The organism is Bradyrhizobium sp. WYCCWR15520 (assembly GCF_056174665.1).
Genome location: NZ_JBWBWM010000027.1, coordinates 79,647 through 106,616, shown reverse-complemented (window position 1 = coordinate 106,616; position 26,970 = coordinate 79,647). Strand labels below are relative to the sequence as shown.

24 protein-coding genes are annotated in these 26,970 nt (G+C 63.2%); 8 read left to right on the top strand and 16 right to left on the bottom strand.

From position 1 onward, the window contains the following. Nucleotides 1-33: 33 nt before the first annotated feature. Both AC0QUY_RS28515 and AC0QUY_RS28510 read right to left on the bottom strand, forming a co-directional pair. Nucleotides 34-1,593, bottom strand: coding sequence for an acyl-CoA carboxylase subunit beta (locus AC0QUY_RS28515; RefSeq protein WP_475389546.1), 1,560 nt, complete (start codon nt 1,591-1,593; stop codon nt 34-36). Continuing rightward, nucleotides 1,523-2,500 (bottom strand): IclR family transcriptional regulator, encoded by a 978-nt coding sequence (locus AC0QUY_RS28510; protein WP_161854028.1) that lies wholly within the window; start codon nt 2,498-2,500, stop codon nt 1,523-1,525. The genes AC0QUY_RS28515 and AC0QUY_RS28510 overlap by 71 nt, the downstream gene beginning before the upstream one ends. 141 nt (nt 2,501-2,641) lie before the next feature. On the opposite strand from AC0QUY_RS28510, the gene AC0QUY_RS28505 reads away from it, so the two are divergent. From AC0QUY_RS28505 to AC0QUY_RS28475, 7 genes are all read left to right on the top strand, one after another. Continuing rightward, nucleotides 2,642-2,863, top strand: a complete 222-nt coding sequence (locus tag AC0QUY_RS28505; protein ID WP_161854027.1) for an acyl-CoA carboxylase biotin carboxyl carrier protein subunit — start codon at nt 2,642-2,644, stop codon at nt 2,861-2,863. A 158-nt stretch (nt 2,864-3,021) separates the two neighbouring features. Then, the gene (locus AC0QUY_RS28500; RefSeq protein ID WP_475389545.1) at nt 3,022-4,185 is read left to right on the top strand and encodes a TAXI family TRAP transporter solute-binding subunit; all 1,164 of its coding nucleotides are present in this window, start codon (nt 3,022-3,024) and stop codon (nt 4,183-4,185) included. Nucleotides 4,186-4,236: 51 nt separating this feature from the next. Further along, a complete protein-coding gene (locus AC0QUY_RS28495; RefSeq protein ID WP_475389544.1) occupies nt 4,237-6,291 on the top strand; it encodes a TRAP transporter permease in 2,055 nt (684 codons plus the stop codon). Nucleotides 6,292-6,313: 22 nt separating this feature from the next. Beyond that, nucleotides 6,314-8,173, top strand: coding sequence for a glutaminase A (gene glsA / locus AC0QUY_RS28490; protein ID WP_475389543.1), 1,860 nt, complete (start codon nt 6,314-6,316; stop codon nt 8,171-8,173). A 334-nt stretch (nt 8,174-8,507) separates the two neighbouring features. After that, nucleotides 8,508-8,714: a YgaP family membrane protein gene (locus tag AC0QUY_RS28485; RefSeq protein WP_092512150.1), complete on the top strand. Its 207-nt coding sequence runs from the start codon at nt 8,508-8,510 to the stop codon at nt 8,712-8,714. Nucleotides 8,715-8,719: 5 nt separating this feature from the next. Then, entirely contained in the window at nt 8,720-9,265 is a 546-nt protein-coding gene (locus tag AC0QUY_RS28480; RefSeq protein WP_161854023.1) for an RNA polymerase sigma factor, read from the top strand. Between the two features lie 384 nt (nt 9,266-9,649). Further along, nucleotides 9,650-10,153 carry a methyltransferase family protein gene (locus AC0QUY_RS28475; protein WP_475389542.1) on the top strand — a complete coding sequence of 168 codons (504 nt, stop codon included), beginning with the start codon at nt 9,650-9,652 and terminating at the stop codon, nt 10,151-10,153. 230 nt (nt 10,154-10,383) lie between these two features. On the opposite strand, the gene AC0QUY_RS28470 is transcribed toward AC0QUY_RS28475, so the two are convergent. Next, nucleotides 10,384-12,717, bottom strand: a complete 2,334-nt coding sequence (locus tag AC0QUY_RS28470; RefSeq protein ID WP_475389540.1) for a Tex family protein — start codon at nt 12,715-12,717, stop codon at nt 10,384-10,386. Between the two features lie 227 nt (nt 12,718-12,944). Between AC0QUY_RS28470 and AC0QUY_RS28465 the strand changes: the two genes are divergently transcribed. Continuing rightward, a complete protein-coding gene (locus AC0QUY_RS28465; protein ID WP_475389539.1) occupies nt 12,945-14,201 on the top strand; it encodes an Hsp70 family protein in 1,257 nt (418 codons plus the stop codon). Nucleotides 14,202-14,229: 28 nt separating this feature from the next. On the opposite strand, the gene AC0QUY_RS28460 is transcribed toward AC0QUY_RS28465, so the two are convergent. The 13 genes from AC0QUY_RS28460 to AC0QUY_RS28400 all read right to left on the bottom strand — a co-directional run bounded on the left by AC0QUY_RS28460 (nt 14,230) and on the right by AC0QUY_RS28400 (nt 26,939). Next, nucleotides 14,230-14,757, bottom strand: coding sequence for a carboxymuconolactone decarboxylase family protein (locus AC0QUY_RS28460; protein ID WP_161854019.1), 528 nt, complete (start codon nt 14,755-14,757; stop codon nt 14,230-14,232). A gap of 530 nt (nt 14,758-15,287) precedes the next feature. Next, complete coding sequence (locus AC0QUY_RS28455; RefSeq protein WP_475389538.1) at nt 15,288-15,647, bottom strand: Zn-ribbon domain-containing OB-fold protein; 360 nt, start codon at nt 15,645-15,647, stop codon at nt 15,288-15,290. Next, nucleotides 15,644-16,780 carry a thiolase family protein gene (locus AC0QUY_RS28450; RefSeq protein ID WP_475389537.1) on the bottom strand — a complete coding sequence of 379 codons (1,137 nt, stop codon included), beginning with the start codon at nt 16,778-16,780 and terminating at the stop codon, nt 15,644-15,646. The genes AC0QUY_RS28455 and AC0QUY_RS28450 overlap by 4 nt, the downstream gene beginning before the upstream one ends. A 115-nt stretch (nt 16,781-16,895) precedes the next feature. After that, nucleotides 16,896-18,062, bottom strand: a complete 1,167-nt coding sequence (locus AC0QUY_RS28445; RefSeq protein WP_475389536.1) for an acyl-CoA dehydrogenase family protein — start codon at nt 18,060-18,062, stop codon at nt 16,896-16,898. A gap of 8 nt (nt 18,063-18,070) precedes the next feature. Beyond that, nucleotides 18,071-19,273 carry a CaiB/BaiF CoA transferase family protein gene (locus AC0QUY_RS28440; protein ID WP_475389535.1) on the bottom strand — a complete coding sequence of 401 codons (1,203 nt, stop codon included), beginning with the start codon at nt 19,271-19,273 and terminating at the stop codon, nt 18,071-18,073. A 122-nt stretch (nt 19,274-19,395) separates the two neighbouring features. Continuing rightward, the gene (locus AC0QUY_RS28435; protein WP_161856636.1) at nt 19,396-19,602 is read right to left on the bottom strand and encodes a hypothetical protein; all 207 of its coding nucleotides are present in this window, start codon (nt 19,600-19,602) and stop codon (nt 19,396-19,398) included. Nucleotides 19,603-19,727: 125 nt separating this feature from the next. Beyond that, a complete protein-coding gene (locus AC0QUY_RS28430) occupies nt 19,728-20,897 on the bottom strand; it encodes an acetyl-CoA acetyltransferase (RefSeq protein WP_161854015.1) in 1,170 nt (389 codons plus the stop codon). Between the two features lie 55 nt (nt 20,898-20,952). Further along, a complete protein-coding gene (gene eda, locus AC0QUY_RS28425) occupies nt 20,953-21,603 on the bottom strand; it encodes a bifunctional 4-hydroxy-2-oxoglutarate aldolase/2-dehydro-3-deoxy-phosphogluconate aldolase (protein WP_475389534.1) in 651 nt (216 codons plus the stop codon). Then, on the bottom strand, nt 21,600-22,538 hold the full coding sequence (locus tag AC0QUY_RS28420) for a sugar kinase (RefSeq protein WP_475389533.1): 939 nt from the start codon (nt 22,536-22,538) through the stop codon (nt 21,600-21,602). Before AC0QUY_RS28420 ends, eda begins: the two co-directional genes overlap by 4 nt. Before the next feature lie 33 nt (nt 22,539-22,571). Beyond that, nucleotides 22,572-23,558, bottom strand: coding sequence for a D-erythronate dehydrogenase (gene denD, locus AC0QUY_RS28415; RefSeq protein ID WP_161854012.1), 987 nt, complete (start codon nt 23,556-23,558; stop codon nt 22,572-22,574). Between the two features lie 48 nt (nt 23,559-23,606). Next, on the bottom strand, nt 23,607-24,542 hold the full coding sequence (locus AC0QUY_RS28410; protein ID WP_161854011.1) for a carbohydrate ABC transporter permease: 936 nt from the start codon (nt 24,540-24,542) through the stop codon (nt 23,607-23,609). After that, entirely contained in the window at nt 24,535-25,494 is a 960-nt protein-coding gene (locus AC0QUY_RS28405) for a carbohydrate ABC transporter permease (protein ID WP_161854010.1), read from the bottom strand. The genes AC0QUY_RS28410 and AC0QUY_RS28405 overlap by 8 nt, the downstream gene beginning before the upstream one ends. 125 nt (nt 25,495-25,619) lie before the next feature. Then, nucleotides 25,620-26,939: an ABC transporter substrate-binding protein gene (locus AC0QUY_RS28400; protein ID WP_161854009.1), complete on the bottom strand. Its 1,320-nt coding sequence runs from the start codon at nt 26,937-26,939 to the stop codon at nt 25,620-25,622. Nucleotides 26,940-26,970: the final 31 nt, after the last annotated feature.

Below are 26,970 nucleotides of genomic sequence, written 5' to 3'. Positions count from 1 at the left end.
TCGCTTTGCCCACCCTACGATTTCCGCGCAAGCTCACGGCCGCGTCGACATGTTGGTTGGCGGACCCACGCTGCGGATCGGCTCCGCCAATCGCGCGAATTCGCACAATAGCGAACGCGTTTTGCGGGGATCGATCACCTCCTCGACCCAGAATTTCTCGGCCGAGCGGAATGGCGAGCGCAGCTTGTTGAGGCGTTCCTCGATCTCTTTCAGCTTCAACGCCGGATCCTCGGCGGCGTCGATATCGGCGCGGTAGGCCGCTTCGATGCCGCCTTCCAGCGGCAACGAGCCCCAATAGGCCGACGGCCAGGCATAGCGCATCGAATAGCGGTTGGCCGGCTGATGCACGACACCGGCCACACCGAACGCGTTGCGCACGATGATGGTGCACCAGGGCACGGTCGACTGGTTCACGGCGGCCATCGCGCGCACGCCGTGCCGGATGGTCGCCGACTTCTCGGCCTCGAGCCCGATCATGAAACCGGGGCAATCCATCAAATAGACCACCGGCAGATGGAAGGTTTCGGCGAAATCGACCCAGCGCACCACCTTCTGGCACGCCTCCGCCGTCCACGACCCGCCGTAGTGGAAGGGATCGCTGGCGAGCAGCAGCACCGCGCGGCCTTCAAGCCGGGCAAGCCCGGTAATGACCGGGCGGCCGAAATTGGAGTTCACTTCGAAGAACGAACCCTTGTCGACGACGGCGTCGATGATCGGGCGCATCTTGTAGACTTGGCGGCGGTTGCGCGGCACGGCCTTCAACAACGACTCGTCGGCGCGCTCCGGATCGTCGCTGCAGGGCGTGGTCGGCGGCAGGTCGTACACCGATGACGGCAGATAGGACAGAAAACGCCGCGCGCGTTCGAACGCCTCCTCCTCAGTGTCGACGGCATCATCGACACCGCCGGCGCGGGTCTGGATCTCGGCGCCGCCGAGCTCCTGTTTGGTCAAATCCTGGCCGAGGCGTTTGACGACCGGCGGTCCCGCAACAAACATCGCGGAATTCCGGGTCATGACCGAATAATGGCTGGCGGCCAGCCGCGCAGCGCCAAGGCCCGCGACCGAACCGAGCCCGAGCGCCACTACAGGCACGCGCGCCATGTTCGCCGTCGTGAACCAGTACCAGCGGGTGCCGCCGACGCCGCCGGGCAGATTGGCCGCGCCGCGCGTCTCGATCGTCTTCACCGAACCGCCGCCGCCCGAGCCCTCGATCACGCGGATGATCGGCAGGCGGAAATCATGCGCCATTTCCTCGGCCATCAGCGGCTTGGCCGAAATCGAGGCGTCGGCCGAGCCGCCGCGCACGGTAAAATCATCGCCGACCACCACCACGGTACGGCCATCGACCCTGCCGCGGCCGAACACGCAGTTGGCCGGCGTCAGGTGCTTGAGTTCGCTGCTCTCGTCGTATTCGGCAATGCCGGAAATCGCGCCGATCTCGTGGAAGGAATTCTTGTCGATCAGTCTGTCGATGCGCTCACGAACCGTGAGCCGGCCCTGGTCATGCTGGCGCTTGACCTTGTCAACGCCTCCCATCTCGCGCGCGAACGCTTCGCGCCGAGCGAGCTCGTCGAGCTCCGGCTTCCAGTTCATTCGTATCCTCCGTCTTGATGATCTTGTTGTTATTGTGGGGTCGCGCCGGAAGCGGCTTTCTTTCGATACGGTTGGCGAAGATGTCGCCCTCGGCGCCTTCGAGCAGGCCGCCGATCGCAACGCCGAGTTCGAGCATCTGCGGCGCCACTTCCCGGTGCAACCGTTCCTCGTCAAACATCGCGGCGAGAAGGCCGATCGTCACGACGACGAAGGTTTGATATTGCGGTGACCACACCGGCACCGCGCAGCCGTTGATATGCGGGCTCCAGGTGCCGCAGCCGACGACATAGCCGTGTTCGCGCAGATGGCGGCGATTGTCCTCGATGCGGGACTTCAACTGTTCCGCATTTTCCGGAATCTCGCGCTCCATTTCGGCGATCAAGGCGTCGCCGACGTCAGTGTCGAGCGCTGCGGTATAGGCAAAGCCGGCCGCGGTGCTCGTCATCGAAATGCGGCTGCCAGTGCCTTCGTGCAGGCCGAGCGCGTTCGCGGCGCGGGCGAATTCGAGATAGACCAGATGATAGCGGTCGGGAATTACGAAGCCGACGGTTCCCGGCAATTGATCGGCGACGTCCTGCAGCCGCAGCCGGATCAGGTTCCGAAGCTGCAACCCCTTCATCATCGAGGTGCTCATCGCCACCGCGCTTGGTCCGATGCGGTATTTCTGGTCGCGCGGCAGATAAACGAGTTGGCCCATCCGCGTCAGAGTGTGGGTGAGCCGCGACACCGTCGACCGCGGCAGGCCGCAGCGGCTGGAAATTTCCAGATTACCTAACCTTGCTTCATGACCCTCGAAGCAGCGCAGGACGTCGAACGCCCGCGACACCACCTGGATCACGTCACCCTCGCCCGCCAGATCGCTGGCGAGCATTCCCTGTTTGCTTAGCCTTTCCGAGCGTCTTCCCATTGTTATGGCTCCATGGCCTAATTCCGCCCTGCGGAACAAAATTCCACTTGCAGAACAAACTACCTCAGGCAATCTGCGGCCACAACAAAAAGCCGTTCACGAGGACAGCCTGTCCGTCAGACGGTCCCCGGGGAGAACGGAATGCCAGAAATCAAGATCGTCACCGAAGTCGCCGGCCGCGTGTGCGGGCTTCACGTCACAACCGGCGGCAATGTCGACGACGGCGACGAGATTGCGTTCGTCGAAGCGATGAAGATGGAAATTCCGGTGACGTCGACGGCATCAGGAAAGATAAAGGCCATCCTGGTCGAACTCGACGACGTCATTGCCGAAGGACAGGTCGTCGCCATCATCGAAGCTTAACAGTATCGCGGCATAGACTTGCTCGCGACATGTTCCGCGACAATCTGTCCAGCTTTGGTGTTGACGCACGTGTCCTAACGTTGCCATTGCAAGTAGCGAATGACATGATCAATGCGGACGAGAGAATTTCGCATCGCGAACCAATCTGAGGGGAAAATATGATTCACGGCTTGAAGGCGCTCGCGCCAATCGCCCTTGCGGGCATCTCATGGCTGGCCATGCCGGCGGCGTACGCCGATGACGTCAAGCTGCCGCCGACCATGGTGGTCACCGCCTATGACACCGGCACCGCGGGCTTCAACATCGCCGTCGGCGTCGGCAAAATGATGAAAGACAAATACGGCACCGACGTTCGCGTGCTGCCGGCCGGCAACGACGTGGCGCGGCTGGCGCCGCTGCGCGCCAAGCGCGCGGCCATGTCCGCGATGGGCTCCGGCTCCTATTTCGCCCAGGAAGGCGTGTTCGAATTCGGCACCAAGGAATGGGGTCCGCAAGCCCTGCAATTGGTGCTGTCTACCGTCGATTGCAACGGCGCTTCGCTCGGCGTCGCCAAGGATACGGGCGTGACCGAGATCAAGCAGCTCAAGGGCAAGCGCGTCGGCTTCGTGGTCGGTTCGCCGGCGCTGAACCAGAACGCGCTCGCGGTCCTGGCGTTCGGCGACCTCAAGCAAAGCGACGTCAAGGTCGTCGAGTTCTCGAGCTATGGCGCGATGTGGAAGGGCATGGTCAACAACGACGTCGATGCCGCCTTCGCCACCACCATTACTGGCCCGGCAAAGGAACTCGAGACATCGCCGCGGGGCATCGTCTGGCCACCGCTGCCGCCCGGCGACAAGGCCGGCTGGGAACGCGTGAAAAAGGTTGGCTCGTTCTTCTTCCCGCACGTCGCGACCTGCGGCGCCGGCATTTCCAAGGACAAGCCGATCGAGCTCGGCAACTACCCCTATCCGATCTTCGTGTCTTATGGATCGCTGGCCGCGGACGAGGTCTATTCGATCACCAAGGCGATGATCACGGGCTACGACGCCTACAAGGATGCCGCGCCGGGCGCGGGCGGCCTTGCCGCCGACCGGCAGACCAAGAACTGGGTGGTTCCGGTGCATCCGGGAGCTGCGAAGGCGCTGAAGGAAGCCGGTCAGTGGACCGATGCACAGGAAGCTCACAACAAGGAGTTGCTCAAGCGCCAGCAGGTTCTTGCGACGGCATGGGCGGACTACGGCAAGTCGAATCCGCCGTCGGACGACAAGGCGTTTCTCGACGGCTGGATGAAGGCGCGCGCGGCGGCGCTAGCAAAGGCGAACATGCCGAACGGCTTTGAATAGCACCGCCGCTATTCGCTCAAGTCGAAGGCCAACACCGTCTCGGGGGAAATGATGTCGAGCGATAGCGTAGTCGCGCCTGCAAAACGAATTGAGTTCGACGACCCGCATGCCAACATGCAGGAAGCCGAAGTCACGCGGGTGCGAACATTGCGTGGGGCCTGGCGCTGGGCGCTGGTTGTTGCCACCGCGGTAACCATCCTGCTGTGCATCAACCAGCAATTCTCGCTGCGCTTCTTCCTCGGCTATACGCAGCTCAACACCGAGTATTTTTATCTCCTGATCGCGCTGATGCTGCCGTTCACGTTCCTGATCTTTCCAGGAACCGGGAGCGCGCCGCTCGATCGAATTCCCTGGTATGACATCCTGCTTTTCGTTGTCACCTTCGCCTGCGCCATCCTCTTGATGCGCAGCGTCCGCAAGGCGGCTGAAGCCGGTTGGGAGTTCGGCGGCGCGCCGACGGACGTCATCGTCGCCGGCGTCATCATGTGGGTGGTGCTGATGGAGGCGTTGAGGCGCACCGGCGGCTGGAGCCTGCTGCTTAGCGTGCTGCCGTTTACGGTTTATCCACTGTTTGCAGATGCGAAGTGGCTGGGACCGTTCCGCGGCACACAATCGACGCTGGAACAGGCAACCTCCTATCATGTGCTGTCGGGCGAAAGCCTGCTCGGCATCCCGATCCAGGCCTTTGCCGACACCGTGATCGGCTTTCTGGTGTTCGGCACCGCGCTGATGATGACGGGCGCCGGAAAGTTTTTTATCAACCTGTCATTCTCGCTATGCGGCACCTTTCGCGGCGGCGCGGCAAAAGTCTGTATCTTCGCCTCCGGGCTGCTCGGCATGATGTCGGGTTCGATCATCTCCAACGTGCTGACCGCCGGCACCATGACCATTCCGGTCATGAAGAAGAGCGGCTTTCGCGCCTCTTATGCTGCCGCGATCGAGGCCTGCGCGTCGACCGGCGCCGTGCTGGCGCCGCCGGTGATGGGTGCGACCGCGTTCGTGATCGCGCAATTCCTCAACGTCAGCTACGCCGACGTCGCGCTCGCCGCGATCATTCCGGCGGTGCTCTATTACGCCGGACTGTTCATGCAGGTGGACTCCTATGCGGCGCGTCACAACCTGAAGGGCATTCCGCGTGCCGAACTGCCGAAGGTCTGGGATACGATCAAGGACGGCTGGTATTATGTCTTCGTCATCGCGCTCCTGATCGTGATGCTCTTGTATTTCAAGCGCGAGAGCCACGCGCCGTTCTACGCGACCGCGTTGCTGCTGGTCTTGAACCAGCTTTTCTCAAAGGACACGCGCTGGACGCTCTCGACCATTAACAAGTTCCTCGAGGTCAACGGGCGCACCTTTGTTGAGCTGGTCGGCATCCTCGCGGGCTGCGGCCTGCTGATCGGTGCGTTCTCGATGACCGGCGTCGTCTCCAGCCTCGCCAACGACCTGTTGCGGATCGCCGGCGACAATGCGTTGCTGCTGCTGGTGATGTGCGCCTTCACCAGCCTCGTCCTCGGGCTCGGGCTGACGACGACGGCCTGCTACATCTTCCTCGCCATCTTGGTGGCGCCCGCTTTGGAAAAGCTCGGCCTCAACCGCATGGCCGTGCACATGTTCATCTTCTACTGGGGCATGCTGTCCTCGATCACGCCGCCGGTCGCGATCGCCTCCTTTGCCGCGGCCGGCATAGCCGGCTCGTCGGCAATGAAGACGGGATGGGAATCGATGTGGGTCGGCAGCATCATCTATTTCATTCCGTTCTTCTTCGTGCTGAACCCGGCGCTGGTGTTGCAGGGACCAAGCCCGTATCTGGAAGGGCTCGGGCTGATGACGCTGGCGGGCTTCGGCACGCTGTTCATCTGCGGCGGCATCCAGGGCTATCAGGTGTTTGTCGGCGACCTCAGGGGCGCGGGCGCGCTGGAATGGCCGCTGCGGGTGTTGCTCATAATCGGCGGCTTCGTGATTGCCACGCCCGGCGGCGGCATCATGCCACTCTCGCAATGGCAGATCACCTCGCTCGGATTAGCGATCCTGATCCCGACCGTGCTGATCGCGCTGGTCCTGATAAGGCGCCAGACCCTGGCGCCGGACCAGTTGCGCGCACCCTGATTGCGTTGCACAAGAGGAGGCGATGAAACAATCGCCTCCTCCGTTCACGGCCGGCCCCGCGGCCTGGGCTAGTTCAAAGCCGCCTTTGCTGCGGTTCCTTAACGCCTGTCACGCCGATTTCACCCCCGAGACCGGCGGCGCCGTCGCCGACTACATCCCTGAACTCGGCAAGGCCGACCCTGCTCATTTTGGCATCAGCCTCGCTACCCTCGACGGCCATGTCTATGAGGTCGGCGACACCCAGGTCCCCTTCACCATTCAGTCGATGTCAAAACCGTTCGTGTTCGCGCTGGCGCTGGACACGCTGGGGGCGGCACGGGTCGAAAGCGTGATTGGCGTCGAACCCTCGGGCGATCCTTTCAACTCGATCCGCCTCAACGCCGAAAACCATCCCTTCAACCCAATGGTCAATGCCGGCGCGATCGCCTGCTCCGGCCTCATTTACGAGGCCAAGGGCGACACCGCGTTCGACTATATCCGGCAGGCGCTGGGACGGTTTGCCGGGCGCGAGCTCGATGTCGACGACTCCGTCTATGCTTCCGAAAGCTTAACCGGCGACCGCAACCGGGCGATCGGCTATCTCCTGCGCACCAACGCAGTGATCAAGGACAATGTGGCCGCCGTGCTGGAAGTCTATTTCCGGCAATGCGCCATCCTGGTCACGGCGCGCGATATCGCGGTCATGGCGGCCACGCTTGCCAATCGCGGCGTCAATCCGGTGACCGGCGAACAGGTGTTGAGCGTCTACGCCATCTCGCGCACGCTTTCGGTCATGACGAGCTCCGGCATGTACGACTATGCGGGAGAATGGATCTACCGGATCGGCATCCCCGCCAAAAGCGGCGTCGGCGGCGGCATCCTCGCGGCGCTCCCGGCCCGGCTCGGGCTCGGTAGCTATTCGCCGAAGCTCGACAAGCACGGCAACAGCGTACGCGGCATCAAGGTCTGCGAGGCGCTGTCGTCGCATTACGACCTGCATATGCTGAACCGCAGCGACGACGCGCGCAACAGCATCATCGCCGATTACGACATCGGCAACAGCCCGTCGCGGCGCGTGCGGCGCGCACGGGAACAGAACATCCTCGCCGCGCATCACGAGGACGTCCGCGTCATCGAGCTGGTCGGGACGCTGTCGTTTTCAAACGTCGATTACGTCTCGCGCCAGTTGGCGGCCAAGCCGCGCCCGCAACTGGTTATTTTCGACCTGCGCCGCGTCACCGCCATGACCCGCGCCGGCGCCCGCCTGCTCGCCGAGGAATTCCGCGAGCTCGCCGCGCACCACGTCACGGTGATTCTATCAGGTATCAGGCGCGCGTCGCCGGACTGGAAGATGATCGCCGAATGGACGGAAGGCCTCACCAACATCCGCAACTATTATCTGCTCGATGCCGCGATCGAGTGGGCGGAAGACCAGTTGGTCTACCGCTACGGCGGCGCGATCGATTTCTTCGATGCCACCGAATTGTCCGAGCAATCGCTGCTGGCGGGATTGACCGACGAAGAACGTACCGACCTCGCCTCGCTCGCATCGATCAGAACCTATCAAACCGGCGAGAAGATCATCTCCGCGGGAGAAGCCGCCACATCCCTGTTCTTCCTCCGCAGTGGCGCCGTCCACGTCACCCTGCCCGACGGCATCCGCCTCGCGACGCTCACGGCGGGAATGCCCTTTGGCGAAATGGCGCTGCTGGAGTCGCATCGTTCGGCCGACGTGCTGGCCGACATGGCCGCGACCGCCTACGAAATTTCGCTGCGCGATTTCGAACGTTTCCGGAAACAACATCCGCGCGCCGGCGAGCGCATCATGCGCAACCTCGCGCAACTATTGGCCGACCGCCTGATCCTCGCCAACGCCAAGCTGAATGTGCTGACGTCGGGGTAATTCCGGCAGGCGTCCGCTGCTGGCCGCAAACCGGTCATTGGTCAGGCGCTAGCCGCTAAGGGCCATTAGCGACTAATGCAGTGCAGCAAATAGCGTCCTATTCGATCACCTCTTCGGCGCGGGCGGGAGTTTTGCCGGATCGTATGTCCACACCCCGGCGACCCGATGCCGGCGTTCCTCAGCGGCCCAGGCCCGCACCCGACGCCCACGCCAGCCTGCTGAAGCTGCCACCCCCTCAAATTATTTTTTGTGCCGCGACCCCGGCGCCGGGTTTGCGCCCTCTTGTCTGGGTGAATGCGCCATAGCGGCGCGTCACGAACCGGAGCACAGAACCATGTGGTATAGGAAGAACGTTGGCGGGTGGGAGCGCGCGGCCAGGTTGATCGGCGGAGGCTTGATGCTCATCTGCGGCGTGGTTGCGCTGCACGCTTCGCCGCTCGGGCTACTGCTCAGCGGCGCGGGTGTCGTGACTCTGGTCACCGGCGTGTTCGGCTATTGCCCTGCCTGCGCCATCGCCGGGCGCGAGCCACTGAAGGGGTGACCGCCTTGGCGCGCGTATCAGACGATATCTTGCTCGCGGCACAGTCGGGTGACCGGCACGCGCTGACACAGCTATTGGTGGCGCTGCAGCCGGACATTCGACGCTACGCCCGGCGCCTTTGCCACCGCACCTCGGTCATCGAAGATGTGGTGCAAGAAGCCCTCATCGTCGTGTACCGGCGCGTGGGTACGATCCGCAGTCCAGCCGCACTCGCCGGCTGGCTGCTGACCGTCATCGCCCGCCTTTGCATGCTGCCGGCGCTGATGCTGATACGCGGAGTCGAGGAGCTCGCCAGCCTGGAAGAGTCACGCGAGCTCGCAAAGGTCCCGCCGGACGAGTTACGCATGGACTTGGTCAATGCGATCGAGTCGCTTTCGCCGTCCCATCGCGAAGTGCTGCTGCTGCGAGATCTCGAAGATCTGACGATTGGGGAAATCGCCGGGCGGCTCGGCGTGACGCGCGAAGCGGCCAAGAGCCGCCTGCGCCGCGCCCGCGCGTTGGTGCGCGAATACTTGCTCGGCACAAAGGACAGCGGACGAGAGAGCACATGAATTACTTTCGTGGAGTCGGCATGTTCGGGAGCGCCTTCCTGGGCGCACACCTGATGCGCGGCGCAGCTGCGGCGGCGCTACTCGCTTGGGCCATCGTCCACCAAACCGCGCACCCTTGGCTATCCTTGGGCGCGGGCGTTGCCGCCCTCGTCGCGCTACGCGGATGCCCGATGTGCTGGACTGTGGGCTTGGTCGAGACGCTTTCGCAGGGCCGTCGCGATTCAACGATAAGATAGTTGTTGGCGTGCGTGAGCCGGCGCCTCGATGTCGGGGCTGGCGCGCCGCGGCCGATGATGATGGGCACTACGTGTTCGCCGTAATGGCGCTATGATGCAACGGTTCAATTTTGCCGACCGCCTTGCGACAGGACGGGAAGGAGGTGCCATGCCGAAAACGATCGCGGTATTGGGCTCTGCTCTATTCTTCGTCGTCGCGCCCTTGGTGCTGGCGGGGTTCGTCCCATGGTGGATCACACATTGGGAGTTCCGGCCGGCTTTTTTCGGCTTTGAACTGACCCGCGCCATCGGACTTATGTTGATCATTGCCGGAGTGCCCGGAGTTGTGGATTCGTTCGCGCGGTTTGCACTGCAGGGGCTGGGAACGCCAGCCCCGATCGCGCCGACACAGAAGCTGGTGGTCACGGGTCTCTATCGCTACGTGCGAAATCCGATTTACGTCGGGGTCGCTGCTGTCATTTTTGGTCAAGCACTTTTATTCGGCGATTGGCGCCTCCTCTGGTATGCCGCGCTGCTCTGGCTCTTTTTCCACGTCTTCGTCTTGGTGTACGAAGAACCAACGCTCAAGCAGACGTTTGGCGCGCAGTACGAGGACTTTCGGGCCAACGTCCCGCGCTGGGTTCCACGGCTGACCCCATGGCGAGTCCCGTAACGCGAGCATCATGACGACGGGCACTGCCTTCGCTAAGGTCCATGCGCGCCTCTCCTCCCTGATCAGGTGCAGCAGCTGCGGCGGCGCCATGTCGGCTTGGGGTCTTGGCCGTCATCGACCAGTGGGCCAACGAAATCCGCTTTTCCCTTCCCAAGCAGTCAAGCGCCTTGCCAAGAGCCGCCCCTCCTCAAGCAGCGATGCGCCTCGAAGGATGAAGCCACCGGCCGCGCCTACCCCGCCTTGCCCCGCCCGTTCTTTTCGGCAGCGCGACGTAGCGCCTCCGCGAGCGCACCGCCCTGCTCCTGCGGCTTGCGCGGCGACGACGACGTCATCGACGCTTTGGAAAACTCACGCGGCTTGCCCTGGGATGGACGGTCGCTCTTGGCACCGACTTCGTCGTCGAGCCGCAGCGTCAGCGCGATGCGCTTGCGGGCGACCTCGACCTCCAGCACCTTGACCTTGACGATGTCGCCCGGCTTCACCACCTCGCGCGGGTCCTTGATGAAGTTCTTCGACATTGCCGAGATGTGCACCAGGCCGTCCTGGTGCACGCCGATGTCGACGAAGGCGCCGAAGGCCGCGACATTAGTCACCGTGCCTTCCAGGATCATGCCGGGCTTGAGGTCCTTGATCTCCTCGACGCCCTCCTTGAACACCGCCGCCTTGAACGCCGGACGCGGATCGCGGCCGGGCTTTTCCAGTTCGCGCAGGATGTCGGTGACCGTGGGCAAGCCAAAAGTTTCGTCGACAAAGGCCTGCGGCTTCAACTGGCGTACGACATCGGCGTTGCCGATCAGCGCCTTGATGTCGCTCTTGGTGGCAGTGAGGATCCGCCGCACGACCGGGTAGGATTCGGGGTGCACGCCGGACGCATCGAGCGGGTCTTCACCGCCGTTGATGCGCAGGAAGCCGGCGCACTGTTCGAACGCCTTGGGCCCGAGCCGCGGCACCTGCTTCAGATCTTTCCGCGACTTGAACGGCCCGTTGGCGTCGCGATGCTGCACGATGCTCTGCGCAAGCCCCGCGCCGATGCCGGACACTCGCGCCAGCAGCGGCGCGGAGGCGGTGTTGGCATCGACGCCGACGGCGTTCACGCAATCCTCGACCACGGCATCCAGCGAACGCGCCAGCTTGGACTCGCCGAGGTCATGCTGGTACTGGCCGACGCCGATTGCCTTCGGGTCGATCTTGACGAGTTCGGCGAGCGGGTCCTGCAGGCGCCGGGCGATCGAGACCGCGCCGCGCAAGGTGACGTCGAGTTCCGGCAATTCTTCGGATGCAAAGGCCGAGGCGGAGTACACGGAGGCCCCGGCCTCCGACACCACGATCTTCGACATTTTCAGATCCGGCAGCAGCTTGACGAGTTCGGTCGCCAGCTTGTCGGTCTCGCGCGAGGCAGTGCCGTTGCCGATCGCGATCAGGTCGACGCGGTGCTGGACCGCGAGCTTGCCGAGTGTCGCCAGCGCCTCGTTCCACTGCCGCTGCGGTTCGTGCGGATAAATCGTCGTGGTCGCGACTACCTTCCCCGTCGCGTCGACGATGGCGGTCTTGACGCCGGAGCGGTAGCCGGGATCAAGTCCCATGGTGACGCGCGCGCCGGCCGGCGCGGCCAGCAGCAAATCGCGCAGGTTCGAGGCGAACACTCGGACGCCCTCGGTCTCGGCGGCGGTCCACAGGCGCATGCGCAAATCGATGTTGAGATGCACCTGGATCTTGGTGCGCCACGCCCAGCGCGCGGTATCGACCAGCCAGCGGTCGCCGGGGCGTTTCTGATCGGTGATGCCGAAACGCTGCATGATCTTCAGTTCATAGGCGCTGGGAACGCCGGCCTCGGGCACAGTGGCCTCGGGCTGAATCTGCAGTTCGAGGATTTCTTCCTTCTCGCCTCGAAATAGCGCGAGGATACGGTGCGACGGCAGCTTGTGGAGGGCTCCGTTGTACTCGAAATAGTCCGCGAATTTCTCGCCCTCGGTCTTCTTGCCTTTGCGCACCGTGGACGTCATCAGGCCGTTTGACCACATATCCTCGCGCAAGCGCCCAATCAGATCGGCATCTTCGGCAAAACGCTCCACCAGGATCGCGCGCGCGCCTTCGAGGGCCGCGGCGACATCCGCTACCTGCTTCTCGGGGTCGACATAGCCCGCGGCAACGACCTGCGGATCGTTCTGCGGCTGCGTCAGCAGCAGCTCGGACAACGGCTCGAGGCCGGCTTCCTTGGCAATTTCGGCCTTGGTGCGACGCTTCGGCTTGAATGGCAAATAGATGTCTTCCAGGCGGCCCTTGGTGTCAGCCGCCATGATCTGGGCTTCCAGCGCGGCGTCGAGCTTGCCCTGTTCGCGGATCGAATCGAGGATTGCCACCCGGCGAGCTTCGAGCTCGCGCAAATAGGTCAGGCGCTCTTCCAGCGTGCGCAACTGCGCATCGTCGAGGCCGCCGGTGATTTCCTTGCGGTAGCGCGCCACGAACGGCACCGTGGCGCCGCCATCCAGCAGTTCGACGGTTGCCGCGATCTGCTCTTCGCGGACGCCAAGCTCTTGCGCAATCTGTCGGTTGATATTTGCCACGCGACCTCATTCCAAAGCCGTTTGCGGCAGGATAACCCGCCGCGGGGACGCAGCTTATGGACCATCTCGGATTGATTTGCCAACCCGCCGCACGAAAGAAATTGATCTGTGGATCGCCCCTCTCCGTCAACTTCGGGCACCCGGGAATCGCAGGAAAAACACGCCGAGATAAGGGTGGATTGATGGCCTCGTAATGTGTAAACGGGCGCTCCCTCCCGGAGCCTCCCATGTCGATCTGCGGCCTTGATTTCGGAACGTCGAACACGACGCTCGGCACCATCGATGGCCGGACGCCGGTTCTGGCGGCGCTGGAGGCGGCGCACACCACTATTCCCAGCGCGATCTTCTATGAGCCGAATGGTAACGTCCTGATCGGCCGCAGGGCCATGGAGGCCTATGTCGAAGGCACGGCCGGCCGGCTGATGCGCAGCCTCAAATCGGTGCTCGGTACCTCGCTGATCGAGGAAACCACCCGACTCGGGCGTGCGCGGGTCGGCTTCCGCGACGTGATTGCCTATTATGTCGGGGCGGTCAAACGCCGCGCGGAACAGGCGACTAGCCGCCAACTGCGCAGTGTCGTCCATGGCCGTCCCGTGCACTTCGTCGACAATGCGCCGGACGCCGACCGCAAGGCCGAGGAAACCCTGCGGTCGATTGCGAAGGGAATCGGCTTCGACGAAGTCACGTTTCAGTTCGAGCCGATTGCGGCGGCCCTCGACTATGAGCGGCAGATCACGTCCGAGGAACTCGCACTGATCGCCGATATCGGCGGCGGCACATCGGACTTCTCGATCGTGCGTCTGGGACCCGAGCGCCACGGCAAGGCCGATCGTGCGGCCGATATTCTCGCCAATGACGGCGTACGCGTCGGCGGCACCGATTTCGACCGTCAGCTCAGCCTCGGCGTCGTCATGCCGCTGTTCGGATTCCGTAGCGCCATGAAACGTGCCGGGCTTGACGTGCCGTCGAGCTATTTCCACGACCTCGCCACCTGGTCGAGCATCAACCGCATGTACGAGCCGCGCGTGACGGCCGATATTCGCCAGGTCCGGCAGCAGGCCAAGGAACCGGAACTTCTCGACCGCCTGATCCGCGTCATCCACGAACAGCGCGGCCATACGCTGGCGATGGAAGTCGAGGACGCCAAGATCGCGCTCTCCGAGAAGCCCCGCGCGGACATTCCGCTGGAATGGGTCGCTCCCGGTCTCAGCGCTGACATCAGCCGCCCCGATCTCGTCAGCCACACAAAACAGTTGGCCGATCGGATCGCGGCGCGCATCAGGAACTGCCTCGTTCAGGCGGGGCTGGAGGCCGGCGATATCGATTCCGTTTTCCTGACCGGCGGTTCGGTAAAACTCGCCCACGTCCACAAGGCAATCACCAAGGCCGTGCCGTCGGCCCGCATCGTCGAGGGCGACATCTTCGGCGCCGTCGGTAAGGGGCTGACGCTGGAGGCGCTGCGGCGCTACGGGCCGGCGAAATAAGATCCGTCGTTGACGGAACGATCGCCGATCAGCCCACCACCTCCGTCACCGGCTGCATGTCGATGGCGAAGGTTTCCAGAAACTTCGACGTCATGATGTAGAAGCCGACCGAAAGCTGTAGCTCGACCAATGCAGCCGGGGTCAATTTGGCGGCGATGGCGTTGAAGGTCGCGTCCGTCGGCTTGTGAAGCTTGACGATTTCGTCGGTGAAGGCGAGCGCGGCGCGCTGCACGTCGTTATAACATGTCGCCACCTGCCAGTGCTCTAGCGCCTCGTTCTGCTCGTCGGTGACGCCGACATTCTTGCCAATCCGCTTGTGGGCGACGATTTCATACGGCGCCTCGCACAGGATGCCGGTGCGGGTGATGGCGAGCTCGCGCACGATCGGGTCCAGTTCGCCCTTGTGCCTGATGGCACCGCCGAGTCGGCAATACTGTTCGAGATAGCTCGGCGAATGCGCCATCATCCGGAAAATGTTCGCATTGCGGTTTTTGCCGAGCAGTTCTCGGGTGCGATCGTTGTGCTTGGCGGGATCGCTATATTCAATGCGGGCCATTCGTCACCTTGGGGTCTTGGGCTTTTCTGATTTGCTGACAGAGGGATCATGCACCGCAGCAGGAGCCCGATCAACCATCGAAACGCTGCCGACGCGGGTTCGAGCCGGCACTCAAGCCCTTAGACCCGCGCCAAAAAACTCCCTTTCTCGTGCACAAACCGGCTGCGAGCGAGACAAATTGCCGCCTCAATGCTGGTCGATTCTCAGCACTGTCGATATTCGCTGAGTGGGGACTCAAAAGAGCGAATACTCGTCGCGCGGGGTGTTCCGAGTAAACCAAACTGAGTTCATCAGGCCTTCACGGGCAAGGATGACTCATGCCCAAGTCTAGGGAGTTAGGCATGAAGGAAGCCACCAGGAAGGCGGCCTCGGAAGCACTTGCGCAGATGTTGGCGGTATCAGCGATGCTCGTTATCGCCAGCGTTGTGTTCTACTGGCACTGAATGTTGACGCGTCGAAGCACTCAGATTTTTCACCCGTTCCGCGTAATTCTGGGTTGCTTCGTTGCGTGAACATTGTGTTTGAACACGTCACTTTTTCTTCTCGAAATACGGGACCAGCCTTCCCGCAAACGGCCGATAGCTTGCGGTGACCTCATCGCCGATGGCGAGATCGTTGTCGCCGTGCGCCATCATGCGAAAGCCCTCCTCCGCATCGACCAGCACAATATTGTAGGGAACGTGCGCGCGCGTCTCCGGTGTCGCGGCGCGGCACACCAGCGATGTCGCGTAGACGGTCGCGATCCCGCTGGCGCGTTTCGCAACCGGATCCGGCGCACCACAGGCGGCGCAGAAGCTGCGATGGAAATATTGTGGTTTCCCGCAGACACCACAGGATTGATAGACGATGGCCTCGGCGCCCTTGGTCCAATCGGCTGACTTGTCGTTCATCGCACCCGCTCCAGGAACATGCTGACATGCGACGACAGCACGCCGCCATCGCCATGCAACAGCGCGATCGAGGCATTGCGGACCTGCCGGGGACCGGCGCGCTCCGTCATCTGCAAATGCGTCTCGACCAGATGCGCCATCGCACCGCCGACGCCGCAATGGCCGTAGCTCAAAAGGCCGCCATGGGTGTTGAGCGGCATGGCGCCGTCGCGGCCGAAATGCCCTGCCCGCACCCGCGCCGCCGCCTCGCCGCGCCCGGCAAGGCCGAGGTCTTCCAGCAGCATCGCCAGCGTGATGGTGAAACTGTCGTAAACCGCCGCGTAACGCACATCCGATATCGCGACGCCCGATGCGGCCTTGGCCTTGGCGATCGCAATCTCGGCGCCGAGTTCGCTTAAGGCCGGCGCAGCCGTGATGTGCTGGTGGGTATGTGCCTGCGCACAGCCGCGCACGCGAACCCCGATCGCGCCCGTGCGCTCACGGCTGACCACGAACGCCGCGCCGCCGTCGGACACCGGGCAGCAATCCAGCAGCTTGAGCGGCATCGCTACCGGCTTCGAGGCCATCACATCGGCGACGGTGATCGGTTCATGAAACTGCGCACCGGGATGGGTTATCGCATGCGCGCGCATCAGCACCGCGAATTCCGCGAGATCCTCTTGGGTGACGCCATATTCATGCATGTAGCGCGAGGCGACGAGGCCGTAATAGGCGGGGATGGTCGGTCCCAGCGGCACCTCGTAGTCGGGATGGCCGACCTGCGCCAGCGCCTGGATCGAGGCATCGCGGCTCTGTCCGGTGAGACGGTTTTCGCCGCCGACAACCAGCACGTGCTTTGCCACTCCGGCGTCGACCAGATGATGCGCCAGCATCGTCATCGCAAGCCCGGTCGCGCCACCGACCTGCACGGCGTGGGCGTAGGACGGCTGAATGCCAAAATGCTCGGCGAATACGGTCGCCAGCATGATGTGCGGGGAGACCGTCGAATAGCCGCAGAGAATGCCGTCGATCTCGGAGCGCTTCAACCCGGCGTCGGTAATGGCTGTTTCAGCGGCCTTGCTCATGAGATCGAGCGAGGACGAGCCTTCGTGCTTGCCATAGGACGTCAGTCCGACGCCGGTGATGAAGCTCATCGCCATGCTTCCTTGTCATTCCGGGGCGCGCGAAGCGCGAACTCGGAATCTCGAGGTTCCGGGTTCGATGCTTCGCATCGCCCCGGAACGACCATTCGAGAGAGTGCGTCCATCCTCAATACGACTTCGGCAGGCCCAGCACCTTCTCCGCGATAAAGCTGAGAATGAGCTGCGGACTGATCGGGGCGATGCGCGGGATCAGCGATTCCCGCAAGTATCGCTCGACATGATATTCCTTGGCGTATCCGAATCCGCCATGCGTCATGACCGCCTGCTCGCAGGCGTGGAAGCCGGCTTCGGCGGCGAGATACTTCGCTGCATTGGCGGCCGGTCCGCATTGCATGCCCTGGTCATACTGCCAGCCGGCAGAGAGCACCATCAGCCATGCGGCCTCCAGCTCCATCCAGTTCTTCGCCAGCGGGTGCTGGATGCCTTGATTCATGCCGATCGGACGGTTGAAGACGATACGGTTCTTCGCATAGGCAGCGGCGCGCGACAGCGCGACCTGGCCGAGGCCGACCGCTTCGGCCGCAATCAGGATGCGCTCGGGATTCATGCCGTGCAGGATATATTCGAAGCCGCGGCCTTCTTCGCCCAAGCGGTCCTCGACGGGAATTTCAAAATTCTCGAAGAACAGCTCGTTTGAATCGACGGGCTTGCGGCCCATCTTTTCGATCTCGTGCACCGTGACGCGCTGCTTGTCGAAATCCGTGTAGAACAGGCTCAGGCCATGGGTCGGGTTCTTCACCTCTTCCAGCGGCGTGGTGCGCGCCAGCAGCAGGATCTTGTTGGCGACCTGCGCCGTGGAAATCCAGACCTTCTGGCCGTTGACGACATATTTGTCGCCCTTGCGCACCGCGCGGGTTTTCAGTTGCGTGGTGTTCAGCCCGGTATTGGGTTCGGTCACCGCAAAGCACGACTTGTCGCGGCCGTCGATGATCGGCGGCAGCATGCGCGTGCACTGTTCCTTGGTGCCGAATACGACGACGGGATTGAGCCCGAACACGTTCATGTGCACGGCGGAGGCGCCGGACATGCCGGCCCCCGATTCCGAAATCGTCCGCATCATGATCGCGGCGTCGGTGATGCCGAGCCCGGAGCCACCATATTCCTCGGGGATGCAGATGCCGAGCCAGCCGGCATCAGCCAATGCGCGGTGGAAGTCGGCGGGGTAGCCACCCTCCTTGTCCTTCTTCAGCCAATAGGCATCGTCGAAGTGCGAACAGATCTTTCCGACCGCGTCGCGGATCGATTCCTGGTTGGCGGACAGCGCGAAATCCATGTGTCATCCTATGTGTTTGGCACGGTCTTGGTGACGCCTTCGCGCACCAGGGTGGCAATCTCGTCCGCCGAAAAGCCCGCTTCGCTGAGAATTTCCGCGCTGTGCTCGCTCAGGCGCGGCGCCAGCCGTTTTGTTTCAACCGGCGTTTCGGAAAACCGTGTCGATGGCCTCATGTTGCGAATGCGGCCCTCGGTCGGATGCTTGACCACTGGGAAGAACTTCGTCGCAACGATGTGGGGATCTCCGAGCAGGCTTTCGAGATCGTGCATCGGCATGACAGGCACGTCGGCCTTCTCGAGGATCGCGGTCCACTCGGCGGTGGTTTTGGTCTCGAGGATGCGCGCCAACTCGGCGTATACCGTGTCGATATTGGCGGCGCGGCCGGCGAAGGTCGCAAATTTCGGGTGGACGCGAAGATCGTCGCGGCCGGTGGCATCGAAGAAATTCTGCCACTGCTTGTCATTGTACACGATCACGCAGATATAGCCGTCGGAGGTCTTGTAAGGCCGACGGTCCGGCGACAGGTGGCGGGCATAACCACCCTTGTCGAGCGGCGGCTCGTAGGTGAGACCGCCCATGTGGTCGCCCATCACGAAGCCGGCCATGGTTTCGAACATCGGAATGTCGACGCGCTGGCCGCGCCCGGTACGGTTGCGATCGACCAGGCTGGCGCAGATCGCGCCGACCGCCGTCAGTCCGACGATGCGGTCGACCAGCGCATTGGGAACGTAGCGCGGCACACCGTCGGCCGTCTGCGCCATCAGCGCCGGCAAGGCGGTAGCGCCCTGGATCAGATCATCATAGGCGGGCTTTGCCGCATAGGGGCCGTCCTGACCAAAGCCGAACACGCCGGCATAGATCAGGCGCGGATTGACTTGCGATACCACGTCGTAGCCGAGGTTCAGCCGCGCCATCGCCTGCGGGCGTACATTGTAGACCAGCACGTCGGCGGATTTGATCAGCCGCAGCACGGCGGCGCGTCCCGCCGGCTTCTTCAGGTCGAGGCAGATGGAACGCTTGCTGCGGTTGGTGTTGAGGAACACCGGCCCCATGCCGGGATGGCGCGTCGGCCCGATCTGCCGCGTCACGTCGCCGTCAAGCGACTCAACCTTAATGACGTCGGCGCCGAAGTCGCCGAGCATCTGGGTTGCATAGGGCCCCATCAGCACGGTCGTCATATCGATGACCTTGGTGCCCGCCAATGGTCCCATGGATCAGCCTGCTCCCGATACACGGCCACCGCCGGCCGCATTGTTGTGGGAACCAAGTAACGGCAGGCGCTTGCGAAGATCAAGGCGCGCCCAGCGTATGGCCGTATGCGCAATGGCGGCGGCTATTTCGTCGGTTTGGATCTGGCGTCGCGCTCCCGGGTCAGGCGTTCCAGCTCTTCATTCTGCTGGTGGAGGCGGTCGGCGATGCGCGCTTCGTTCTGTTCGCCGGAGGCGGCGGCAGCCTGCTCGATCAACTGCCGGATGTTGTCTTCCAGAATCCTGATCCGGTTGTTGAGTTCTGACTGTGACAACGAACTTTCGTTGCTCATAATGTACGCTCCGGAAATTGTAGGGTGGGCAAAGCAAGGCGTGCCCACCAACCTCATCTCGCGGTACTCATGGTGGGCACGGCGCTGATGCGCCCTTGCCCACCCCTAGGATAGCACATTCGCGGCTACTTTGCGGGCTCCAGCACGGAGACGTAGTTGGCCACCGCCGCGCCGCCCATGTTGAAGATGCCGGCAAGCTTCGGGTTCTTGAGCTGCATGCCCTCGGGCGCCTGGCCGGCGAGCTGCATCGCGCTCATCACATGCATGGAAACGCCGGTCGCGCCGATCGGGTGGCCCTTGGCTTTCAGGCCACCGGACGGATTGACCGGCAGCTTGCCGTCCTTCAGCGTCCAGCCTTCCTTGATGGCACGGGCACCCTGCCCGCGCGGCGTCAGGCCCATCGCTTCATATTCGATCAGTTCGGCAACCGTGAAGCAATCGTGCGTCTCGACAAAGGAGAGATCGCTGAGCTGCACGCCGGCCTGCGCCAGCGCGCGCTGCCAGGCTACCGTGCAGCCTTCGAACTGCAGGATGTCGCGCTTTGACATCGGCAGGAAATCCTGCGCATGCGCGGTGGCGCGGAAGTTCACCGCCTTGCCCATCGTCTTCGCGGTCTCGCTATCGGTCAGCACCAGCGCTGCCGCACCGTCCGACACCAGCGAACAGTCCGTGCGCTTCAGGGGACCCGCGACATAGGGATTCTTCTCGCTCTCGGAGCGGCAGAACTCGAAGCCGAAATCCTTACGCATCTGCGCATAGGGATTGGCGACGCCGTTCTTGTGGTTCTTGGCTGCGATCAAGGCCAGCGCGTCCGACTGGTCGCCGTATTTCTGGAAATAGCCTTGCGCGATCTTGCCGAACACGCCGGCAAAGCCGCCGACGGTGTCGCCATCCTCAGGCAGATAAGACGCCTTCAGAAGGTAGCGGCCGATATCGGCCGACGGCGTCCGCGTCATCTGCTCGACGCCGACCACCAGCACGATCCGGGCCGCGCCCGAGGCGATCGCGCGGATGCCCTGATGCACCGCCGCCGTACCGGTGGCGCAGGCGTTCTCAACACGGGTTGTCGGCTTGAAGCGCAGCTTGGGATCGGCCTGCAGCACCAGCGAGGCGGTAAAATCCTGCGGCGAGAAGCCGGCATTGAAATGCCCGAGCACGATCTCGTCGACGTCTTCGGCGGATATGCCGGCATCGGCCAGCGCGTCGGTCGCAACCTTCACCACGAGGCTTTCGACGGTCTCGGCGTCGAACTTGCCGAATGGCGTGTGCGCCCACCCGACGATGCTGGCTGTCATGGTCGTTCTCCCTGTTCCGGTTCTGAAGCCCTTGTACCCTATCGGGAAAAAGACTTCACGCCGGTTTCAGCGATTTCAGGGTGCGCTGGCACATGGCGGTTATGCCGGCCCAATTGCCGGCCCGGATGTCCGCTGCCGGGCAGAGCCAGGAACCGCCGACCGCCACCACGTTGGGCTCGGCCAGCCAGGACGCCGCATTGGCCTCACCGATCCCGCCGGTCGGACACACCCTGATGTTCGGGAACGGTCCCGCCAGCGCCCGAAGTGCCTTGATACCGCCAGCCTGCTCGGCGGGGAAGAATTTCACGAGATCGAAGCCGGCGGCCAGCGCCTGCATCAGCTCGGAAGCCGTCGCGATCCCCGGGGCGAACGGCAGGTCGCCTGCGGCGGCAGCCTTCAGGAGCTCCGGCGTTGCGCCCGGGCTGATGCCGAATTTGGCCCCGAGCGCCGTCGCCCTCGCCAGATCGTCGGCGTTCAGGATCGTGCCGATGCCGACAATAGCGTCCGGCACCTCCGCGATCATGGCCTTGGCGGCGTCTGCAGCGACCGGGGTCCGCAGGGTGACTTCCAGCACGCGCACCCCGCCGGCGACCAGCGCGCGCGCCAGCGGCACCGCATCTTCCAGCCGTTCGATGGTGAGCACAGGGATGACAGTCGCGGACTTGAAGATGGCGGCGAGTTTTTCCTGTCGGGAAGCTGCGCTCATGGAGGTGCCTTGCGAGAGGTAGCGGGAAGGAGGCCGGGCGGCATCGCTGCGCGCGGGATAATCGCTCCGGGATGGCATACCACAACCCCGGCGAGGCGGTGTCCCGCCCGCGCGGCTTCGATCGGATCCGCGTCCAGCAGGCGCGCGGCAACATAGGCGGCAGCAAAACTGTCGCCGGCCGCGGTGGTATCGACGACGGGCGCTTTCAATGGTTCGGCCCGGACCGGATAAAGCGCGCCCTGAAGACGCAGAATGCTCGCCGGTTCCGAAAGCTTCAGCACCACCTCCGCGCCCGGAATCCGCGCCAGCAAGGCGTCGTTGCTTTCGCCGGGATAAAGCGGAGCCAAGTCCTCGGTGGACGCCAGCACGATATCGGCTACGGCAAAGGCCTCCCGGAAAACGGCGCGGGCGACGTCGAGGTCGGGCCAGCCCCGCGCCCGGAAATTGGTATCGAAGGCGAACCGTGCCCCGGCTTCACGCGCGCGTCTGAGCGCCGCAAACAGCCGGGTGCGGCCCTCGCCGCCGTAGAGCGAGAGCGTGATCGCGGAGAGATAGATGACATCGTAGCCGGCCAGCCCATTCAGGATCTCCGGCGTCTGCGGCAAATCCATCAGGCTGCGCGCCGCGGCGCTGTCGCGCCAGTGAAAGAACCGTCGCTCGCCCTTGTCGTCGGTCTGGATCATGTAGAGGCCCGGCAGTTTGCCGGCCAGCCGCACCACGCGGTGGGTGCCGATCCCCTCGGCCGCCCAGCCGGCAATCATCTCGTCGCTAAGGCTGTCGTCGCCAAGCGCGGTGATGTAATCGGCGCCCGCACCGAGCCGGGCCAGATAGACCGCGGTATTGAGCGTGTCGCCGCCATAGCCGCGCGAGAACAGGCCACCATCAGCCTGCTTCAGCTCGACCATGCATTCGCCGATGCAGGCTACTTTGCTCATGACCGCATCCGCGCGATTGGGCGTGAGATCGCGTCAGGCCGCAAACTTGCCGCCGAGTTCATCCTCGATGTGGATCCGGATGATATCGTCGAACGTCTTCTCGGCGGTGGTGAAGCCGAGCTTGAGCGCGCGGTCGGTGGAAAAATCCCGCGGCCAGCCCGAGACGATGCCGATGATGGTCGGATCGGGCACGCGCTTGATGCGCGCGGTGACGTTTTTGCCGGCGACGCGGTCGAGCGCTGCGATCTGTTCACCGACGGTCACGGACATGCCGGGCATGCTGAGATTGCGCCGCGGGCCCATCGCGTCGAGATCCATGGTGCCGGCGTGGACCAGAAAGCCGACCGCGGATTTCGGCGAGGCGTGCCAGTGCCGCACGTCCTCGGACACCGGCAGCACCGCCTCCTCGCCCGCCAGCGGCTCGCGGATGATGTTGGAGAAGAAGCCGGAGGCCGCCTTGTTTGGCTTGCCCGGCCGCACGCAGATCGTCGGCAGGCGGATCGAGATGCCGTCGAGCAGGCCCTTGCGGGTGTAGTCGTTGATGAGGAGTTCGCAGATCGATTTCTGCGTGCCGTAGCTCGTCAGCGGCGTATGGAAGAACTCGTCGCCGATCTTTTCCGGGAACGGCGCGCCGAACACCGCGATCGAGGACGTGAACACCAGCCGCGGCTTGTAGCCGCCGCCGGCATGACGAATGGCGTCGATCAGATGGCGGGTGCCGTCGAGATTGATCCGGTAGCCCTTGTCGAATTCGGCTTCCGCCTCGCCCGAGACGATGGCGGCGAGATGAAAGATCACCTCCGGCCGATGTGCGATCAGCGGCGCCGCAGCGCCAGCATTGGCAAAGTCGGAAGACACGACCTGGATCGGGATCGATGCGTTGGCAGGCTTGGCGGGCGCCACCACGTCCTGCAACGTCATGCGGGTGATGTCGTGCTTGCCGAGGCGGCCGTCGCGCAGCAGCCGGTCGGTCAGCTTGCGGCCAACCATGCCGGCGGCACCGAGAATCAGAACGTGCAAGACCCGTCTCCTTTTTGAACCCTGTTATACGACACGGGCCTCGAGCGCCTACTCTTTCACGGCTCCCGTCATGGCCGACACATAATGCTCGACGAAGAAGGCGTAAAGAATGACGAGCGGCAAAGAGCCCGCCAGCGCGCCCGCCATCAGCGAGCCCCAGCGATAAATATCGCCGTCGACGAATTCGTTGACGATCGCAACCGGCACCGTCTTGTTGGAGGTCGATTGCAGGAACGTCAGCGCGTAGATGAACTCGTTCCAGCACAGCGTGAAGCAGAAGATGAACGCAGAGATCAGTCCCGGGATCGCCAGCGGCAGCACGATCTTGATCAGGATCTGCCAGCGGCTGGCGCCATCGATCAGCGCGCATTCCTCCAGTTCGAACGGGATAGTCTTGAAGTATCCCATCAGAAGCCAGGTTGAGAACGGGATCAGGATGGTGGGATAAGTCAGGATCAACGCCATCGGCGAGTCGAACAGGCCGTACTGAAACACGACGGTGGCAAGCGGAATGAACAGGATCGACGGCGGCACCAGATAGGCCAGGAAGATCAGGCCGCCGACCATATTGGCGCCCTTGTAGCGGAGGCGAACGATGGCATAGGCGGCGAGCACGCTCGCGATGATCGACAGGATGGTGGCGCAGACCGCCACATACATCGTGTTCCAGAGCCACATCGGATAGTGGCTTTCGAACAGCAGCTTGTAAAAGTGCTTGAAGGTCGGATTCCAGGTCCAGAACGGGTTGAACTTGTCGAGGTCGAGCAGTTGCTCGTCCGGTTTGATCGCCGTCAGGCCCATCCAGTAGAACGGGAACAGCAAGACGACGACGATGATCGACAGCGGCAAATAGAGCGTCACCAGCCGGCGCGGTACCGACTGCAGGTAACTCATGCCCTCGCTGTGATCGTCCATCGCAACTGTCGGCGCGGAACTATGCAGCACGGCCTTGAGATCGATCCGCGAAGTGGGAAGATCAGTCATTGCTCTCTCCCTGCTGCCACTTGCGGCGCTGCAGCCCGAACCAGGACACCATGATCGCCGCGAGCAGGAACGGGATCATCGCGCTTGCGATCGCCGCGCCCTCGCCGAGTTGGCCAGCGATGATCGCACGCTGGTACGACAAGGTCGCCATCAGATGGGTGGCGTTGACCGGGCCGCCCCGCGTCATCGCCCAGATCAACTGGAAGTCGGTGAAGGTGAACAACACCGAGAAGGTCATCACGACAGCGATGATCGGAGTCAGCAGCGGATAGGTGATGAACCGGAATCGTTGCCAGCTGGTCGCGCCATCGAGGATCGCCGCCTCGTAAAGCGATGGCGACACCGTCTGCAGGCCCGCCAGCAGCGTGATCGCGACAAAGGGAACGCCGCGCCAGATATTGGCGAAGATCACGCAGATACGGGCCCACGTGGTATCGCCGAGAAAATTGATGTTCTCGGTGATCAGGCCCATCTGCTTCAAGGACCAAGAGATGATCGAGAACTGGGAATCGAAGATCCACCAGAACGCCAGCGCCGACAGCACCGTGGGCACGATGAAGGGGATCAGCACCAGCGCGCGCAGCATCGCCTTGAAGGGCATGTTCTCGTTCAGCAGCAGCGCCAGATAGAGCCCGATGCCGAATTTGATCGCACTCGCGATGAACGTGTATAGAAGCGTGTTGAACACCGAGAGCCAGAAGATCGCGTCGTCCCATAGCCACTCGTAATTCTCGGTCCCGACGTATGCCCCGACGCGACCGATGCGGGTGTCGGTAAACGAAAGCCAGATACCGAGACCAAGCGGATAGGCCAGGAAGAAAATCAGGAACGCCATCGCCGGTACCATGAACCAGAAGCCCACCCAGTTACGGTTGTGCTTGAGCTGGTCCCACGCGCTGGCCTCGCGGATCTCCGTCTTGGCGCGTCTTGGCGCGATTGCGATGTCTGCCATGGGCGATGTCCCGTTTGCGCCGTTGTCTAGAGCACGATCGCTCCGGAAAGCCCCTACCCGCTTTTCCGGAACATGCCCTCACATTAATGGAGCGGACGGCGGCATGCGCCATCCGCTCCGGTTGATCAGCGATAGATGCGCTTCAACTGCCGCTCGGTTTCCGCGATCGCGGTCTTGGCATCCTTGGCGCCGGTGCAGTAGTTGGCGAACATGTCGACCACCAGGAAGTCGGCGATCGCGGTTGCCGCCTTCTCGCCCGGCGTACCGATGCCGGACGCAGGCAACGCGCGCTTGCTCGCCTGGCTGAACACCTGGTTCTTCGGGTCGGCCGTCCACACCGGTGAGTTGTCGTAGGCGTTGAGCGTGTGCGTGAGATAGCCCCGCGCGCCCATCAGCCACTTGTCGTAGTTTTCCTTCTCCAGCATGAAGGCGATGAAGGCCTTCGCGGCGTTCGGATATTTGGTGAACTTGAACGCCAGGATCGGCACGCAGAGCTGCAGTTCGGTCGGCTTCCCGATGGGCCCGACCGGCCACAGCGCATGATACGTGTCTTCGGTAAGTTCCTTCTTGGTCGGATCGTCCTTGGCCGCGACATAGATCGAGATGCCGTTGGCGGTGCAGTGCAGTTCGCCCGACAGATAGGCCTTGTTGTTCGACGAATCGTTCCACGACGCAACGCCGGGAATGAAGGTGTCGGACAGGGCCTTGCAGTACTCGAGCGCCTTCACGGTCTCGGGCGAGTTAATGATGACCTTGTTGTCCTTGTCGACGGTGTAGGCGCCGTGACCCCAGAGGATCCAGTGCAGCCAGGCATTGGCGTCGCCCGAGGCGTGGCCCAGCGGGAAGCCGGCCGGCGTGTTGTTCTTCTTGAGCGCCTTGCACATTTCGAGGAAGCCCGGGAAGTCCTTCGGGAAATCCTTGAACCCGGCCTTTTCCACCGACGATTTGCGGTAGGTCATGTAGCCGCCGACGGTCGCGACCGGGATGCCGAGCCAGTTGTCGCCCTGCTTGCAGGTCACCGCCGCCGCTTCGGTCCATCCGCCGTATTTCTTGCCGAGATAGTCGGCGACGTCGTTCAGCTGCAGCACCTGCGCCGGGAACAGTTGCGGTAGCGTGTGCAAGCCCCAGGCGAGGTCGAGGCCCGAGCCGGTGTTGGCGGCCACGGATGCCTTCGGCTGCACGTCCTCGAACGACTCCGAGAACACGTTCATTTCGGTGCCGGTCGCGGTCTTGAATGCGGCGACCATCGCGTTGAAGGCGTCGTCTTCCGCTGGCACGAAACGCTTCCAGCGCATCACGGTGAGCTTGGCGCCGGATTCGGCCTTCCATGGCGAGGCTTGCGCCCAGGCCTTGGCGAAATCGAGCAGTGCCGGTCCGGTCAGCGCACCGGCCGCCGCCAGCGCGGTGCCACCCTGAAGCAGAGAGCGGCGGGTAAAGTCCTGCATAGTCCATCCTCCCTTTGAATATTATTAGTTA

Bases quoted from the DNA above. Each gene is read 5' to 3' on its own strand.
- AC0QUY_RS28515 (WP_475389546.1), bottom strand. From the start codon at position 1,593: ATGAACTGGAAGCCGGAGCTCGACGAGCTCGCTCGGCGCGAAGCGTTC.
- AC0QUY_RS28510 (WP_161854028.1), bottom strand. From the start codon at position 2,500: ATGGGAAGACGCTCGGAAAGGCTAAGCAAACAGGGAATGCTCGCCAGC.
- AC0QUY_RS28505 (WP_161854027.1), top strand. From the start codon at position 2,642: ATGCCAGAAATCAAGATCGTCACCGAAGTCGCCGGCCGCGTGTGCGGG.
- AC0QUY_RS28500 (WP_475389545.1), top strand. From the start codon at position 3,022: ATGATTCACGGCTTGAAGGCGCTCGCGCCAATCGCCCTTGCGGGCATC.
- AC0QUY_RS28495 (WP_475389544.1), top strand. From the start codon at position 4,237: ATGTCGAGCGATAGCGTAGTCGCGCCTGCAAAACGAATTGAGTTCGAC.
- glsA (WP_475389543.1), top strand. From the start codon at position 6,314: ATGAAACAATCGCCTCCTCCGTTCACGGCCGGCCCCGCGGCCTGGGCT.
- AC0QUY_RS28485 (WP_092512150.1), top strand. From the start codon at position 8,508: ATGTGGTATAGGAAGAACGTTGGCGGGTGGGAGCGCGCGGCCAGGTTG.
- AC0QUY_RS28475 (WP_475389542.1), top strand. From the start codon at position 9,650: ATGCCGAAAACGATCGCGGTATTGGGCTCTGCTCTATTCTTCGTCGTC.
- AC0QUY_RS28465 (WP_475389539.1), top strand. From the start codon at position 12,945: ATGTCGATCTGCGGCCTTGATTTCGGAACGTCGAACACGACGCTCGGC.
- AC0QUY_RS28460 (WP_161854019.1), bottom strand. From the start codon at position 14,757: ATGGCCCGCATTGAATATAGCGATCCCGCCAAGCACAACGATCGCACC.
- AC0QUY_RS28455 (WP_475389538.1), bottom strand. From the start codon at position 15,647: ATGAACGACAAGTCAGCCGATTGGACCAAGGGCGCCGAGGCCATCGTC.
- AC0QUY_RS28450 (WP_475389537.1), bottom strand. From the start codon at position 16,780: ATGAGCTTCATCACCGGCGTCGGACTGACGTCCTATGGCAAGCACGAA.
- AC0QUY_RS28445 (WP_475389536.1), bottom strand. From the start codon at position 18,062: ATGGATTTCGCGCTGTCCGCCAACCAGGAATCGATCCGCGACGCGGTC.
- AC0QUY_RS28440 (WP_475389535.1), bottom strand. From the start codon at position 19,273: ATGGGACCATTGGCGGGCACCAAGGTCATCGATATGACGACCGTGCTG.
- AC0QUY_RS28435 (WP_161856636.1), bottom strand. From the start codon at position 19,602: ATGAGCAACGAAAGTTCGTTGTCACAGTCAGAACTCAACAACCGGATC.
- AC0QUY_RS28430 (WP_161854015.1), bottom strand. From the start codon at position 20,897: ATGACAGCCAGCATCGTCGGGTGGGCGCACACGCCATTCGGCAAGTTC.
- eda (WP_475389534.1), bottom strand. From the start codon at position 21,603: ATGAGCGCAGCTTCCCGACAGGAAAAACTCGCCGCCATCTTCAAGTCC.
- AC0QUY_RS28420 (WP_475389533.1), bottom strand. From the start codon at position 22,538: ATGAGCAAAGTAGCCTGCATCGGCGAATGCATGGTCGAGCTGAAGCAG.
- AC0QUY_RS28410 (WP_161854011.1), bottom strand. From the start codon at position 24,542: ATGACTGATCTTCCCACTTCGCGGATCGATCTCAAGGCCGTGCTGCAT.
- AC0QUY_RS28405 (WP_161854010.1), bottom strand. From the start codon at position 25,494: ATGGCAGACATCGCAATCGCGCCAAGACGCGCCAAGACGGAGATCCGC.
- AC0QUY_RS28400 (WP_161854009.1), bottom strand. From the start codon at position 26,939: ATGCAGGACTTTACCCGCCGCTCTCTGCTTCAGGGTGGCACCGCGCTG.